Here is a 13,613-nt window from a genome sequence, read left to right on the forward strand (position 1 = left end):
CAGCAACTATCTGGTCTGGGTAAACGTTGAGAGCCGCCCACCAGGAATTTGCCGTGTCGTTAGCCCGTAATGTCGACCTTCTGAGACGTCTGCCCAGGATGGACGGTCTGCGCTTGCCTGACTTTGGCGCGAGCGCCGATGCCGCCAGCCCGCTGGTGGAGGTGACCGGCTTCGGCGACAATCCCGGAAATTTGCGCATGTTCGCGTTCGTGCCGGCGCAATTGCAGAAGCCCCACGCGCTCGTCGTCGTGCTGCACGGCTGTGGCCAGACCGCAGCAAGCTACGACCTCGGTGCGGGCTGGTCGACGCTCGCACGTCACTACGGCTTTGCGCTGGTGATGCCCGAGCAGCAGCGCATCAACAACGGCAACACCTGCTTCAACTGGTTCAACCCTGAAGACACCGCGCGCGACAGCGGCGAGGCGCGTTCGATTCGCGAGATGATCGCGCATATGGTCGGGGCGCATCGCATCGATCCCAAGCGCATCTTCATCACCGGCCTCTCCGCCGGCGGCGGCATGACCTCCGTGATGCTTGCGACTTACCCGGAAGTTTTCGCGGCCGGTGCGGTCATCGCAGGGCTGCCTTACGGCATTGCGTCGAATCTGCGCGAAGCGCTGGACGGCATGTTCCATTCCCCGGAGCGGCCCGAGCGCGAGCTTGGCGATTTCGTGCGGCGGGCTTCCAACCATCGTGGGCCCTGGCCAAAGATGTCGGTGTGGCACGGCAGCGCCGACCGCACCGTCAATCCCGGCAACGCCAGCGAGATCGTCAAGCAGTGGCTGGATCTGCACGATCTGCCGATGACGCCGATGGCGGAGACCAATGTCGACGGTTATCCGCGCCAGGCTTGGTGGAACAAGGACGGCGAGACGCTGGTCGAGTCCTATGCCATCACCGGCATGGCGCACGGCACGCCGCTCGGGCTTGCCGACAACGACCAGCGCTACGGCGTCGAAGGCGCATTCCTGATCGAGGCCGGCATTTCGTCGTCCTATCACATCGCAAAGTTCTTCGGCCTGACCGGCTGGATTGCGGATGCGAAGAAAAAGACGGAAGCAAAAGCCGCGCCCGCCCGCTCACCCGCGCCGCATCTCGCCCGTACGATCCGTGCGAAGGTCGCCGAAGAGAAGGCCGAGCCGAAGCGCGAGGAATCCCGCAGCTTCGATCTCGGCCAGATCATCACGCGCGCGCTGACGGCCGCGGGCTTGATGAAGTAGCCCCGCTGTCGCGCGCCCCGGAATGACGGCTACTTGGTCTGATCGATCATCTCGATCGGCGTTGCCGTGACCTCGCCGCCGGAGACCTGCCGCGTCATCGCCGAATAATGCTTGAAGAAGTCGCGCGATTGCAGCGTCTTCTGGGCGCCCTCGTCGGCGACGCTGGCGAGATGGAAGTAGTGGCCGTCGTCGCGGTTCTTCAGGACGCGATAGCCGATCCGCCCTTTCAGCTCCGGATCAGCGTCGATCGCCTTGATGAAGCGACCGATCTCCTGGTGCCAAGCCTTTATCGAATCCTCCGTCGCGCCGTTCTTGAACTCGTATTTGATCATGAAGTGCTTCATGTGACGCTCCTTGTCCGCTGTGCACCATCATCTGCGCCTTGTGCGCCACCCTGCAAGTACGGACAAAATTGATAGTATGGACTTTTTCGCCGTCGCTCCTATCCTTCTTCCCCACACATGGAGGAGACGGCATGGCGAAGGCAACCGCTCCGCGCGCCTGTCCGGTCGCGGCGTTTCAAAAGATGATCAGCGGCAAGTACAAGCTGCGCATCGTCTGGGACTTGAAAGACGGTCCGCGCCGCTACGGCGAGATCCGCAGCGGCCTGTTGCGCGGCACATTGGGCAGCGCCGAGATCACCCCGCGCGTGCTCAGCCGCGAATTGAAGGCGCTCACCGCGAGCGGTCTGATCGATCGCAAGGATTTTGGCGAGGTGCCGCCGAAGGTCGAGTATCGCCTCACCCGCAAGGGCAAAAGCTTTGTGCCGGTCGTCGCGGCGATCCGCGAATGGGGCGAGCGCAATCTCGGCGGGACGGCGGCGCTGGCGGACGCCGCCGAGTAGCGCATGATCCGGAAAAGTGTGAAGCGGGTTTCCGATCAGATCATGCGCAAACGAAAAAGGCTTACATCTCGCCGGTGATGAACGGATTGGTCATCCGCTCCTGGCCGATGCTCGAGCCGGCGCCATGGCCGCAGATGAAGCCGACGTCGTCGCCGAGCGGCAACAGCTTGGTCAGAATCGAGTTGATCAGGGTGGCGTGACTGCCGCCGGGCAGATCGGTACGCCCGACCGAGCCCGCGAACAAGACGTCGCCGACATGGGCGAAACGCAGATCCTTGTTGAAGAACACCACGCTGCCCGGCGAGTGACCGGGGCAATGCAGGATGTCGAATTTCAACCCGCCGATCGACACGGCATCGCCCTCGTCGAGCCAGCGGTCCGGCTCGAAATTACGCACGCCCGTCATGCCGAAGCGCGCGCCGCTCTCGACGACGTTGTCGAGCAGGAACTTGTCCGCGACATGCGGACCCTCGATCGGTACCTTCAGCGCTTCGCGTAATTCCGCCGCGCCGCCGACATGATCGATATGACCGTGGGTCAGCCAGATCTTCTCCACGGTGACGCCGGTCTGCTTGATCGCTTCCAGGATCTTCGGCACGTCGCCGCCGGGATCGATCACCACGGCCTTCTTGTCGGGCTCGTCCCAGATGATGGTGCAGTTCTGCTCGAACAGCGTCACGGGAACGATGATCGCGCCGGCCTTGGCTTTCGAGGAGTCCTGGGTCTCATTTTGCTCGGTCATGGCCTCACAATGCCGATTTTTGCTGCGCCGCCAAGCAAAAGATTCGGGGGCTTGTCCGGGAACAGCCGCGCCTGCCGTCACACGCCCGTCCCAATTCGCCCGCCAGTTTGAACCGGGGCGTTGCTTCCGCGTTCTCCCGCGCGAGAAGCAGATTTTGGATGGTCTTTCCGGCATGGCACAGGGCAGCGAGAATTGGTGGCGCGACGGCATCTTCTACCAGATCTACCCGCGCTCGTTTCAGGACTCCGATGGTGACGGTGTCGGCGATCTCGCCGGCATTTTGCGGCGGTTGCCTTACGTGAAATCGCTCGGCGTCGATGCAATCTGGCTGTCGCCGATCTTCCCCTCGCCGATGGCCGATTTCGGCTACGACATCTCCGACTATACCGGCATCGATCCGCTGTTCGGCACGATGGCGGATTTCGATGCGTTGCTTGCGGCCGTGCATGAGAACGGATTGAAGCTGATCCTCGATCTCGTCCCGAACCACACCTCAGACCAGCATCCCTGGTTCGTCGAGAGCCGCTCTTCGCGCGACAACCCGAAGCGCGACTGGTACATCTGGCGCGACCCTGGCCCCGACGGCGGCGTGCCGAACAACTGGCTTTCGGAATTCGGCGGCAGTGCGTGGCAGGTCGATGCGGCGACGGGTCAATATTACTACCACGCCTTCCTCGCCCAGCAGCCGGACCTCAACTGGCGCAATCCCGATGTCCGCGCCGCGATCTACGACGTGATGCGCTTCTGGCTGGAGAAGGGCGTCGACGGCTTTCGCGTCGATGTGATCTGGCATCTGATCAAGGATGCCGCGTTTCGCGACAATCCACCCAACCCGCATTATGTCGAGGGCCGGCCGCCGAACGAAAAGATCCTCACTCAATATTCCACCGACCAGGCGGAGGTGCATGACGTCATCGCCGAGATGCGGCGCGTGACGGATGCCTATTCGGCGCGCGTGCTGATCGGCGAGGTCTATCTGCCGCTGCACCGGCTGATGGCCTATTACGGCAACGATCTCACCGGCGCGCAGATGCCGTTCAATTTCGCGCTGCTTTCGACCTTCTGGAGCGCGCGCTCGATCGAGACGATCATCGAGGATTACGAGAAGGCGCTGCCGCGCGGCGCCTGGCCGAACTGGGTGCTCGGCAATCACGATCGTCCGCGTGTGGCGAGCCGCGTCGGGCCGGAGCAGGCCCGCGTCGCCGCCATGCTGCTGCTGACCCTGCGCGGCACGCCGACGCTCTATTACGGCGACGAGATCGGCATGCATCAGCTCGCCATCGCGCCGGAGGACGTGCAGGACCCCTTCGAGAAGAACGTGCCCGGCATCGGTGTCGGTCGCGACGGCTGCCGTACCCCGATGCAATGGGATTTTTCGGAGTTCGCCGGTTTCGCGGAAACCAGGCCGTGGTTGCCGTTGCCGGAGGATCATGTCCGCGAAAACGTCGTAAATCTCGATGCCGACGCGCGCTCGATCCTCAGCCTCTACAAGCGCCTGATCGCATTGCGAAGGACCTGCCCGCCGTTGGTCTCAGGCGACTATCATCCGATCGCCGCGCAGGGCGATCTCCTGGTCTACCGTCGAGAGGCCGCGGGCAGGTCGCTCGTCATCGTGCTCAATCTCGGCCCCGAGCCGATCGCGGTCACCACCAGCGCGCTCCGCTTCGGCAGCGAGATCCTGCTGTCGACGTTTCTGGATCGCGAGGGGGAAAGGCTCGAAGGCGTGCTGGATTTGCGGGGGAATGAAGGCGTGGTGGTCGTGCCGCCGGCCTAGCCGTCGTCCCGGGGGCGATGGCGTCATTCTCCGATGTCGTCCTGGACAAGCGAAGCGCAGATCGAGGACCCATTACCACAGGGGCTGGTTTGGCGACTACTCGGAGTGACCGTCTCCGCGCGACAACGACCTTTTGGGGTAATGGGTCCTGGCTTTCGCCAGGACGACGATGGGGGCTACCCCTTGCGCCCCTTCCGCACCGTCGTCGCATCCACATCGCTCCGCTTCAGCAGATAATCCAGTCCGCCGACGCGGTACCAGCGATAACCGTAGGGCTCCAGCACGACGCGGTGCTGGCCGCGCTTGTCGGCGTGGCTGTGGTCTTCCGCCAGCAGATTGATCAGATGCTTGCCGGCTTCGCCGGGCAGCCCGGCCGAGAACGCGATCTCGCGCGGCTTCTGGTTGAGGTTATGCACGAACAGCACGGAATTGCTGCGCCAGTCATAGCGGATAATGAAGATGGCGGGATCGCGCGTCGGGATCACGGTGAAATCGCCCCAGCCGATCTCCGGGACCTCCTTGCGCATGCGGACGATGCGTTCGGTCCAGTTCAGCATCGAATTCGGATCACGCCGCTGCTTGGCGACGTTGACGTGCGGATAGCCGTACGGCCCCTGGTCGATCACGGGGCTGGCCGGCTTGTCGCTCCTGGTGAAGCCGCCATGCGGTTCGGTCGACCATTGCATCGGCGTGCGCGCGCAATTGCGTTCGGACAGCGAGAGATCGTCGCCCATCGCGATCTCGTCGCCATAGCGGATCACAGGTGTTCCCGGCAGGGTGCACATCAGGCTGTAGGCGAGCTCGAGCCGCCTGCGGTCGCCACCGAGCATCGGCGCAAGTCGGCGCCTGATGCCGCGATCGTAAAGCTGCATGTCCTTGTCGGGGCCGAACGCTGCAAACACAGTGTCGCGCTGCGCCTTGGTCAGCCGGCCCAGGTCGAGCTCGTCGTGATTGCGCAGGAACAGGCCCCATTGCGCCGAGGCCGGCCGCGGCTTGGTGGCCTTCAGCGACTTCGCCAGCGGACGCGAGTCGCCGGACGCCAGCGCATAGAACAGATGCTGGTTGACGTGGAAGTTGAACATCATGTGCATCCGGTCGGCATCGCGGCCGAAATACTCCATGTCGGTATCAGGCAGCACATTGGCCTCGGCCAGGATGATGGCGTCGCCTTCGCGCCATTGCAGGAATTCGCGGAACGCGCGCAGCATGTCGTATTGCTCGGCGGGCTTTTTGACTTTCGCGCCCTTGGCCGCGATCACGAAGGGCACGGCGTCCATGCGGAAGCCGGAGACGCCGAGCTGAATCCAGAAGCCCATGATCTTCAGGATCTCCGCCTGCACATGCGGATTCGACGTGTTGAGATCGGGCTGGAAATCGTAGAAGCGATGGAAGTAATACGCACCCGCGTCCTTGTCGCGCGTCCAGGTCGATTTCTGCACGCCGGGAAACACCATGCCCTTGTTCGCATTGGCCGGCTTCTTGTCCGACCAGACATACCAGTCGCGATAGGGTGAATTCCTGTCGCGGCGCGCCTCCTTGAACCAGTGATGCTGGTCCGAGGTGTGGTTGACGACGAGATCGATGATGACGCGGATGCCGCGCTGCTTGCAGCCATGGGTGAACTCGACGAAGTCGCCGAGCGTGCCGTAGCGGGAATCGACGCTGTAATAATCGGCGATGTCGTAGCCATCGTCGCGGCCCGGCGAGGTCTGGAACGGCATCAGCCAGATCGTGGTGATGCCGAGGCCGTGCAGGTAATCGAGCCGGCGCAGCAGCCCCTTGAAATCGCCGACACCATCGCCGTTGGCATCCATATAGGTGCCGACCGACAGGCAATAGATGATGGCGTTCTTGTACCAGAGATCATCGATCATGCGGCAGCCGCCTCAATGCGCCCGCCGAGGTGCGGCGGCTGCGTGATAAGTGCTGTGATGAGATCGGGTTCCCATCCTCGCCGTCGTCCAGGACAAGCGAAGCGCAGATCCAGGACCCACCAGAGGGGGTAGTCTGGCGAAGGCTCGTGGCTAGCCGTTCGCGCGACAACGACCTTTTGGGGTGATGGGTCCCGGCTTTCGCCAGGACGACAGCGGGGGTGGAATCGGCTACTCTCCCCGTATGGATAAACCCGCGCGCAACATCGCTCTCGTTCCGCCGCCCGATCGCCGCCAGTCCGAGACGGCGCTGGCGATCGCGCGGGGCACGGCGCGGCTGCTGCGCTCGCTCGGCTTTTCCTGCATCAGCGAATTGCCGCTGCCGTCGGGACGCCGCGCCGATCTGGTGGCGCTGAACGAGCGCGGCGAGATCTGGATCGTCGAGATCAAGTCATCGGTAGAGGATCTGCGCGCCGATCAGAAATGGCATGAATACCGCGCCCATTGCGACCGGCTGTTCTTCGCTTTCACGCAGGATTTGCCGTGCGAGATTTTTCCGCAAGACACCGGCCTGATCATCGCGGATGCCTATGGCGCGCACATGCATTGCGAGGCGCCCGAGCACAGAATCGCGGCCGCCACGCGCAAGCAGATGACGGTGCGGTTCGGCATGGCGGCGGCATTGCGCATCAACCGCCTGGTCGATCCGCAAGGGCACGCGGATTTTTGGGAATAGCGGCGCCGCAAATGCAAGTTTCGTAGGGTGGACAAAGCGGAAGCGTGCCCACAAAACCTATCGATGAAACTCGGAGAGAAACCGTGGGCACGGCGCAGTGCGCCTTTGCCCACCCCACGACACCGTTACCTTGGCGCGCGCTTGGCCAGAATCCGCTGCAGCGTACGGCGGTGCATGTTGAGGCGGCGCGCCGTCTCCGAGACGTTGCGGTTGCACATCTCGTAGATGCGCTGAATGTGTTCCCAGCGCACGCGGTCGGCGGACATCGGGTTCGCCGGCAGCTCCGACTTTTCGGCGCTGGTCGAGAGCAGCGCGGCGACGACGTCGTCGGCATCGGCGGGCTTCGAGAGATAATCGATCGCGCCCATCTTCACCGCGGTGACGGCGGTGGCGATGTTGCCATAACCGGTCAGCACGATGGCGCGGGCTTCGGGGCGCTTCTTCTTCAGCGCGGAGACGACGTCGAGACCGTTGCCGTCGCCGAGCCTGAGATCGACCACGGCGAAGGCGGGCGCGGACTTGCCGATTTGCGCGAGACCATCCGAGACCGTGTCACATGACGTCACCGCAAAGCCGCGTGTCTCCATGGCGCGCGACAGGCGCTCCAGGAACGGCTTGTCGTCTTCCACGATGAGAAGCGAGCGGTCGGTCTGTTCGTTCAGTTCGGCGATGGCGTTCAAGGTTTTGTCCTCTCTCCTGCACATCTATATATGGCGTCGCAATCGGGCGGTGCCAAGGCCGCCAATAGTCGATCGGCCCTCACGTGCGACGCAAGGTCGCGGCCTATCCTATTGTTTCTTCGAGGCTCTCGATAGCCTCAAAACGCTCGCGCGGCCACGCGATCTGGACCACGGCGCCGTGTTGCGGAAAGGTCCGGTTGGTAAACGAGACCTTGGCGCCGGTGCGTTCCAGCAGCGTGCGTGCGATGAACACGCCGAGCCCCAGGCCGCCGCCGGCATCCTGGGTGCGCCGCCGCGACAGATAGGGTTCGCCGATCCGGTTCATGAGGTCGGGCGGAATGCCTGGGCCATCGTCGGAGATCACGATCTCGATCGTGTCGTTGTTCCACCATGCGTTCACTTCTACGCTGGTGTGCGCGAAATCGACCGCGTTCTCGACAATGTTGCCGACCCCATAAAGCACCGCAGGGTTGCGTGAGCCGACCGGCTCGGCTGTTGCCGTCACGGCGATCCGCACCTTGATCTCGACGCCGAAGTCGCGGTGCGGCGCCACCACCTCCTCGATCAGCTCGGAAAGCTTCATGCGGTCGAACGGCGCGCCGGTCGAGGAAAGCTGGGTGATCTTGCTCAGGATGTCGCGGCAGCGCTGCGTCTGTTCGCGCAACGTCTTGAGATCGGCGGCGAAGCTCGGGTCCTTCACCGTCTTCTCCAACTCGCGCGAGATCAGGAAGATGGTCGCAAGCGGCGTGCCGAGCTCGTGCGCAGCGGCGGCGGCAAGGCCGTCGAGCTGGGTCAAGTGCTGCTCGCGCGTCAGCACCAGCTCGGTCGCGGCCAAGGCGTCGGCGAGCTTGCGCGCCTCTTCGGTCACCTGGAACGAGTAGAGGCTGGTGACGCCGATCGCGAGCACGATCGAAAGCCACACGCCGACGAGATAGATCGGCGGCAGCACCACGGGATCTTCCGCGTCCCACGGCAGCGGCAGATGAACGAAGAACAGGATCGAGGCGCAGGCCACGGCCAGAATGCCAAGGCCGAAGGTCAGCCGTGCCGGCAAGGCGGTGGCTGAAATCAAGACGGGAGCGAGGAACAGGAACGAGAACGGGTTCTGCAATCCGCCGGTGAAGAACAACAGCCCGGCCAGTTCCACGATGTTCAGCGCCAGCAGCCCTGCCGCCTGGATCGGCTCCAGCCGCCGCATCGGATTGACCGCGGTCTGGAGCGCCAGGTTGAGCATGGCCGACAGGCCGATGATGCTGACACAGGGCACGATCTCGACGTTGAACTCGAGCCCCTGCGCCACGATGAAGATCGCGGCGAGCTGGCCCAGCACCGCGAGCCAGCGCAGTCGCAGGATGGTATCCAGGCGGATGTGTCGTTGCGCCGGGCGGAAGTCGGAAGCGGTGGTCTCGGTCATCACAGGCCAATCTAGCGGTGCGCGTGTCCGATCACAAACACGCTGACTCGCGCCCTTCGGGCAGGTTGCAAGCCATTTACATCAAGTCTTTTCAAGCAAGCCTTGTCAGGCAAGTCTTGTCAGGCAAGTCTTATCAAGCAAGTCTTGCGCTCCACCGCGCAATGGCGGAAGAACGCCTCTAGCATGACCGGGAATGACAACGCTTCAAGCCGGCCGACTGTCGCGGATGGTATTTCGTCCGCGGCCATCGAGGTCGATCGCCTCGTCAAGGTCTACAAGCAGACCCGCGCGGTCGACGGCATCTCCTTTTCGCTTCCCTGCGGCAGCATCACCGGGCTGCTCGGCGGCAACGGCGCTGGCAAGACCACCACCATCGCGATGATCATGGGGCTGGTGCTGCCGACCTCCGGCCGCGTCCGCGTGCTCGGCCATCGGATGCCGGAGGAGAGCGCGGCGGTGCTGGGGCGGATGAATTTCGAAAGCCCCTATGTCGACATGCCGATGCGGCTCACGGTGCGGCAGAACCTCACCATTTTCGGCAAGCTCTATGCGGTGAAAGGCCTCGCCGACCGCATCGCCAGGCTGGCCGACGATCTCGATCTCAACGAGTTCATCGACCGCGCCAACGGCAAGCTCTCCGCCGGGCAGAAGACCCGCGTCGCGCTGGCGAAGGCGCTGATCAACGAGCCGGAGCTGTTGCTGCTGGACGAGCCGACTGCCTCGCTCGATCCGGATACGGCCGACTGGGTGCGGGCGCATCTGGAGCGCTACCGCAAGGACAACAACGCCACCATCCTGCTGGCATCCCACAACATGCTCGAGGTCGAGCGGCTCTGCGACCGCGTCATCATCATGAAGCGTGGCCGTATCGAGGACGACGACACGCCCGACGCCATCATGGCCCGCTACAACCGCTCCACCCTGGAGGAGGTGTTTCTGGACGTCGCGCGCGGGCGCGTGAATGGCGCCAGAGAGGACGCAGCGCGATGACCGACATCTCCCTCCACCGCGGCATCTCCGCCCAGCGCATCGGCGCGATGATCCTGCGCTACTGGTATCTCCTGTTGTCGTCCTGGCCACGGCTGCTCGAGCTGCTGTACTGGCCGGCACTCCAGGTCATCACCTGGGGCTTCATCCAGTATTACATCGCGCAAAACGCCAGCTTCTTCGCCCGCGCCGGCGGCACGTTGATCGGCGCCGTGATCCTCTGGGACATCCTGTTCCGCGGCCAGCTCGGCTTCTCCATCTCCTTCCTGGAGGAAATGTGGGCGCGCAACCTCGGCAACCTCATGATGAGCCCCTTGAGGCCGATCGAGTTTCTGCTCTCGCTGATGGTGATGAGTCTGATCCGGCTGGCGATCGGAATCATTCCGATGACGCTGCTCGCGCTGGCGTTCTTTCACTTCAATGTCTACAGCCTCGGCCTGCCGCTGATCGCCTTCTTCTGCAATCTGATCTTCACGAGCTGGTCGGTCGGCATCTTCGTCTCGGGCCTGGTGCTGCGAAACGGCCTCGGCGCCGAGAGCATCGTCTGGACCTTGATGTTCGCGATCATGCCGCTCGCCTGCATCTACTACCCCGTCAGCGTGCTGCCATCCTGGCTGCAATACGTCGCCTGGTCGCTGCCGCCGACTTACGTGTTCGAGGGGATGCGTGCGCTGCTGATCGAGCAGACCTTCCGGGCCGATCTGATGCTGGATGCGCTGGCCATCAATGCAGTGCTTCTGCTTGCTTCTTTTGGGGCATTCCTTGCCCTGTTGCGCAGCGCCCGGAAGCACGGCTCCCTGCTCGCGGGCGGCGAATAACGTCACTTTCCCGTGGATTCAGGCCGATTTGGCTGTCCGGGCCACGTAGATGTACGGAACCATGCATTGACGCAATATTACGCATTCGGCAGTATGCTGCGATGCGAAGAGGAACATAGCGATGCCTATTGGTGAGTTTGGCGGCGCGCCGCCCCTGGTGGCTGAAGGCAGTCCGGTCCTGACCACGCCGATGTACTGGATGTACGAGATGGCCCACGCCTCTCTCAATCCGGCACGTGCGGTCACCGACGCGACCAAGCTCCTGTTTCAGAATCCCTTGAATCCCTGGACGCGCACCGAGGTCGGCAAGTCGGTCGCCGCGGCCTGCGAATTGTTCGAGCGCACCACGCGCCGCTACGGCAAGCCGGAATGGGGCCTCAACGACACCGAGGTCAATGGCATCCGCGTCCCCGTCGAGGTCCGCTCGGTCTGGGAAAAGCCATTCTGCCGGCTGCTCTACTTCGATCGCAAATTCGCCCGTCCGCTGCGCAGCCCGCAGCCGCGCGTGCTGATCGTCGCGCCGATGTCCGGTCACTATGCGACGCTGCTGCGTGGCACGGTCGAGGCCTTTCTGCCGGCGCACGAGGTCTACATCACCGATTGGGCCGACGCCCGCATGGTGCCCCTGAGCGAGGGGCGCTTCGATCTCGACGATTACATCGACTACGTCATCGAGATGCTGCACGTCCTCGGCGGCAACACCCACGTCATGGCTGTGTGCCAGCCCTCCGTGCCCGTCGTTGCCGCGGTCTCGGTCATGGAGGCGCGACGCGATCCCTTCGTGCCGACCTCGATGACGCTGATGGGCGGCCCGATCGACACCCGCCGCAATCCGACCGGCGTGAACAACCTCGCCCAGGAGCGCGGCATCGACTGGTTCCGCAATCACGTCATCACCAAGGTGCCGTTCCCGCATCCGGGCATGATGCGCGACGTCTATCCGGGCTTCCTGCAGCTGAACGGCTTCATCAGCATGAATCTCGACCGGCACATGGACGCCCACAAGCAGCTCTTCGCCAATCTGGTGAAGGGCGACGGCGATCTCGTCGACAAGCATCGCGAGTTCTATGACGAGTATCTCGCGGTGATGGACCTCTCGGCCGAATATTACCTGCAAACGGTCGACACCGTGTTCGTGAAGCACTCGCTGCCGAAGGGTGAGATGACCCATCGTGGAACTCGCGTCGATCCTTCCAAGGTGACGCGCGTTGCGCTGATGACGGTCGAGGGCGAGAACGACGACATCTCGGGTCTCGGTCAGACCGAGGCTACGCACACATTGTGCAGCTCGATTCCGGATCATCGCCGGGTTCACTACGTCCAGAAGGGCGTCGGACATTACGGCGTGTTCAACGGCTCGCGCTTCAAGTCGGAAATCGTGCCGCGCATCCATGACTTCATGGTCTCGGCAGCGAATCCGACCTCATTGCAGGCGCGCGCTGCCGAATAAGCTGCGAATTTCGGCTTTCCCGTCGAAAAATCGAGCCCTGCTGGCGGCGCCGGCAGGGTCCGGTTCCGGCCAGATTCGCGGTATTTAGGTAGCCTTCTAGGAGTGAGTCACCCCTCACCTCTTGGGGGTGTCGCATGCATCCAGAGAGGGCGAAAAAAGCCGGTTCCAACCCCAGTCTGTAGGGTCTCCCGGACGCCCGACCCCTGTATATTGGGCAAATGATTTGTTTTTGCGCCGAGCGCTTTCCCTGGCGGCGGTTATGGCAGAATCCGGGCGATCTCTTGCTCCCCGGACTGACAGACATGGCCACTCGCGCGCTCCTTTATCGGCGGCCCCACGAACCGAAGACCCTTCTCATCACCCATGGGTCGCAATTCTTTGCGATTCGGCTGCGCAGGCACCGCCGAGCGCGCCGTTACACGTTGAGAATTCATCCGAGTGATCGCGAAGCGATCCTCACGATCCCGCCGCGCGGCACGCTCGCGGAAGCCAAGGATTTTGCGCAGCGTCACGGTGCCTGGATTGCAGCGCGTCTTGGTCGCCTGCCGAAGGCCGCGCCGTTTCAGCCTGGCACAGTGATACCGCTCCGTGGTGTTCCCCATCGCATCGTGCATCGCGCCGGCGCGCGCGGCACGGTGTGGACGGAGACGCGTGACAGCGGCGAGCGCATTCTCTGCGTCGCCGGTGGCCTCGAGCATGTCGATCGCCGCATCAGCGATTTCCTCAAGCGCGAGGCGCGCAAGGATCTGCAGCGCTCAGCCGAGACCCATGCCGCCGAGCTCGGCGTCAAGGTGAAGCGGCTTTCGATCCGCGATCAATCCAGCCGCTGGGGCTCCTGCACCTCGGCGGGCTCGCTGTCGTTCTCCTGGCGCCTGATCCTCGCGCCGCCCTTCGTGCTCGACTATCTCGCCGCCCACGAGGTCGCTCATCTTGTCGAGATGAACCATTCGGCGAGGTTCTGGCGCGTCTGCGGCAAGATCTGTCCGTCCATGGAGCGCGCCAAGAAGTGGCTCGATACCTGCGGCAACGATCTGCACCGGTACGGGGTCGAGGACTAGGCCTCGCTGCCAATCGAAT

The 13,613-nt window shown here is 63.4% G+C and carries 13 protein-coding genes; 8 read left to right on the forward strand and 5 right to left on the reverse strand.

What is annotated here, in order from left to right:
- Positions 1 to 53: 53 nt before the first annotated feature.
- Positions 54 to 1,220, forward strand: coding sequence for an extracellular catalytic domain type 1 short-chain-length polyhydroxyalkanoate depolymerase (locus JQ587_RS02510; RefSeq protein ID WP_212424316.1), 1,167 nt, complete (start codon positions 54 to 56; stop codon positions 1,218 to 1,220).
- Between the two features lie 29 nt (positions 1,221 to 1,249).
- On the opposite strand, the gene JQ587_RS02515 is transcribed toward JQ587_RS02510, so the two are convergent.
- Complete coding sequence (locus JQ587_RS02515) at positions 1,250 to 1,564, reverse strand: hypothetical protein (RefSeq protein WP_212424317.1); 315 nt, start codon at positions 1,562 to 1,564, stop codon at positions 1,250 to 1,252.
- A gap of 131 nt (positions 1,565 to 1,695) precedes the next feature.
- On the opposite strand from JQ587_RS02515, the gene JQ587_RS02520 reads away from it, so the two are divergent.
- The gene (locus JQ587_RS02520) at positions 1,696 to 2,064 is read left to right on the forward strand and encodes a winged helix-turn-helix transcriptional regulator (RefSeq protein WP_212424318.1); all 369 of its coding nucleotides are present in this window, start codon (positions 1,696 to 1,698) and stop codon (positions 2,062 to 2,064) included.
- Between the two features lie 61 nt (positions 2,065 to 2,125).
- Here JQ587_RS02520 and JQ587_RS02525 read toward each other — a convergent pair whose 3' ends face one another.
- The gene (locus tag JQ587_RS02525; RefSeq protein ID WP_212424319.1) at positions 2,126 to 2,806 is read right to left on the reverse strand and encodes an MBL fold metallo-hydrolase; all 681 of its coding nucleotides are present in this window, start codon (positions 2,804 to 2,806) and stop codon (positions 2,126 to 2,128) included.
- Between the two features lie 172 nt (positions 2,807 to 2,978).
- Between JQ587_RS02525 and JQ587_RS02530 the strand changes: the two genes are divergently transcribed.
- On the forward strand, positions 2,979 to 4,580 hold the full coding sequence (locus tag JQ587_RS02530) for an alpha-amylase family glycosyl hydrolase (protein ID WP_212424320.1): 1,602 nt from the start codon (positions 2,979 to 2,981) through the stop codon (positions 4,578 to 4,580).
- A 176-nt stretch (positions 4,581 to 4,756) separates the two neighbouring features.
- Here JQ587_RS02530 and JQ587_RS02535 read toward each other — a convergent pair whose 3' ends face one another.
- Entirely contained in the window at positions 4,757 to 6,454 is a 1,698-nt protein-coding gene (locus JQ587_RS02535; RefSeq protein WP_212424321.1) for an alpha-amylase family protein, read from the reverse strand.
- 241 nt (positions 6,455 to 6,695) lie between these two features.
- On the opposite strand from JQ587_RS02535, the gene JQ587_RS02540 reads away from it, so the two are divergent.
- Entirely contained in the window at positions 6,696 to 7,187 is a 492-nt protein-coding gene (locus tag JQ587_RS02540) for an MmcB family DNA repair protein (protein WP_212302127.1), read from the forward strand.
- Between the two features lie 125 nt (positions 7,188 to 7,312).
- Here the strand turns inward: JQ587_RS02540 and JQ587_RS02545 are convergent, their stop codons facing one another.
- Positions 7,313 to 7,867, reverse strand: a complete 555-nt coding sequence (locus JQ587_RS02545) for an ActR/PrrA/RegA family redox response regulator transcription factor (RefSeq protein WP_271607750.1) — start codon at positions 7,865 to 7,867, stop codon at positions 7,313 to 7,315.
- Positions 7,868 to 7,970: 103 nt separating this feature from the next.
- Positions 7,971 to 9,281, reverse strand: a complete 1,311-nt coding sequence (locus JQ587_RS02550) for an ActS/PrrB/RegB family redox-sensitive histidine kinase (RefSeq protein WP_212424322.1) — start codon at positions 9,279 to 9,281, stop codon at positions 7,971 to 7,973.
- 183 nt (positions 9,282 to 9,464) lie between these two features.
- Here JQ587_RS02550 and JQ587_RS02555 point away from each other — a divergent pair, with 183 nt between their 5' ends.
- The 4 genes from JQ587_RS02555 (at position 9,465) to JQ587_RS02570 (ending at position 13,594) form a co-directional block, all read left to right on the forward strand.
- Positions 9,465 to 10,271 (forward strand): ABC transporter ATP-binding protein, encoded by an 807-nt coding sequence (locus JQ587_RS02555; protein WP_212424323.1) that lies wholly within the window; start codon positions 9,465 to 9,467, stop codon positions 10,269 to 10,271.
- Positions 10,268 to 11,086, forward strand: coding sequence for an ABC transporter permease (locus JQ587_RS02560; protein ID WP_212302131.1), 819 nt, complete (start codon positions 10,268 to 10,270; stop codon positions 11,084 to 11,086). The genes JQ587_RS02555 and JQ587_RS02560 overlap by 4 nt, the downstream gene beginning before the upstream one ends.
- Positions 11,087 to 11,207: 121 nt before the next feature.
- A complete protein-coding gene (locus tag JQ587_RS02565; RefSeq protein ID WP_212302132.1) occupies positions 11,208 to 12,536 on the forward strand; it encodes a polyhydroxyalkanoate depolymerase in 1,329 nt (442 codons plus the stop codon).
- A 218-nt stretch (positions 12,537 to 12,754) separates the two neighbouring features.
- Positions 12,755 to 13,594, forward strand: coding sequence for a M48 family metallopeptidase (locus tag JQ587_RS02570; RefSeq protein ID WP_212424324.1), 840 nt, complete (start codon positions 12,755 to 12,757; stop codon positions 13,592 to 13,594).
- The last annotated feature ends 19 nt before the right edge of the window (positions 13,595 to 13,613 follow it).

It is taken from the genome of Bradyrhizobium manausense, from assembly GCF_018130615.1.
GTDB classification, from domain to species: domain Bacteria; phylum Pseudomonadota; class Alphaproteobacteria; order Rhizobiales; family Xanthobacteraceae; genus Bradyrhizobium; species Bradyrhizobium manausense_A.

Bases quoted from the DNA above. Each gene is read 5' to 3' on its own strand.
- JQ587_RS02515 (WP_212424317.1), bottom strand. From the start codon at position 1,564: ATGAAGCACTTCATGATCAAATACGAGTTCAAGAACGGCGCGACGGAG.
- JQ587_RS02520 (WP_212424318.1), top strand. From the start codon at position 1,696: ATGGCGAAGGCAACCGCTCCGCGCGCCTGTCCGGTCGCGGCGTTTCAA.
- JQ587_RS02525 (WP_212424319.1), bottom strand. From the start codon at position 2,806: ATGACCGAGCAAAATGAGACCCAGGACTCCTCGAAAGCCAAGGCCGGC.
- JQ587_RS02530 (WP_212424320.1), top strand. From the start codon at position 2,979: ATGGCACAGGGCAGCGAGAATTGGTGGCGCGACGGCATCTTCTACCAG.
- JQ587_RS02535 (WP_212424321.1), bottom strand. From the start codon at position 6,454: ATGATCGATGATCTCTGGTACAAGAACGCCATCATCTATTGCCTGTCG.
- JQ587_RS02540 (WP_212302127.1), top strand. From the start codon at position 6,696: ATGGATAAACCCGCGCGCAACATCGCTCTCGTTCCGCCGCCCGATCGC.
- JQ587_RS02550 (WP_212424322.1), bottom strand. From the start codon at position 9,281: ATGACCGAGACCACCGCTTCCGACTTCCGCCCGGCGCAACGACACATC.
- JQ587_RS02555 (WP_212424323.1), top strand. From the start codon at position 9,465: ATGACCGGGAATGACAACGCTTCAAGCCGGCCGACTGTCGCGGATGGT.
- JQ587_RS02560 (WP_212302131.1), top strand. From the start codon at position 10,268: ATGACCGACATCTCCCTCCACCGCGGCATCTCCGCCCAGCGCATCGGC.
- JQ587_RS02565 (WP_212302132.1), top strand. From the start codon at position 11,208: ATGCCTATTGGTGAGTTTGGCGGCGCGCCGCCCCTGGTGGCTGAAGGC.
- JQ587_RS02570 (WP_212424324.1), top strand. From the start codon at position 12,755: ATGATTTGTTTTTGCGCCGAGCGCTTTCCCTGGCGGCGGTTATGGCAG.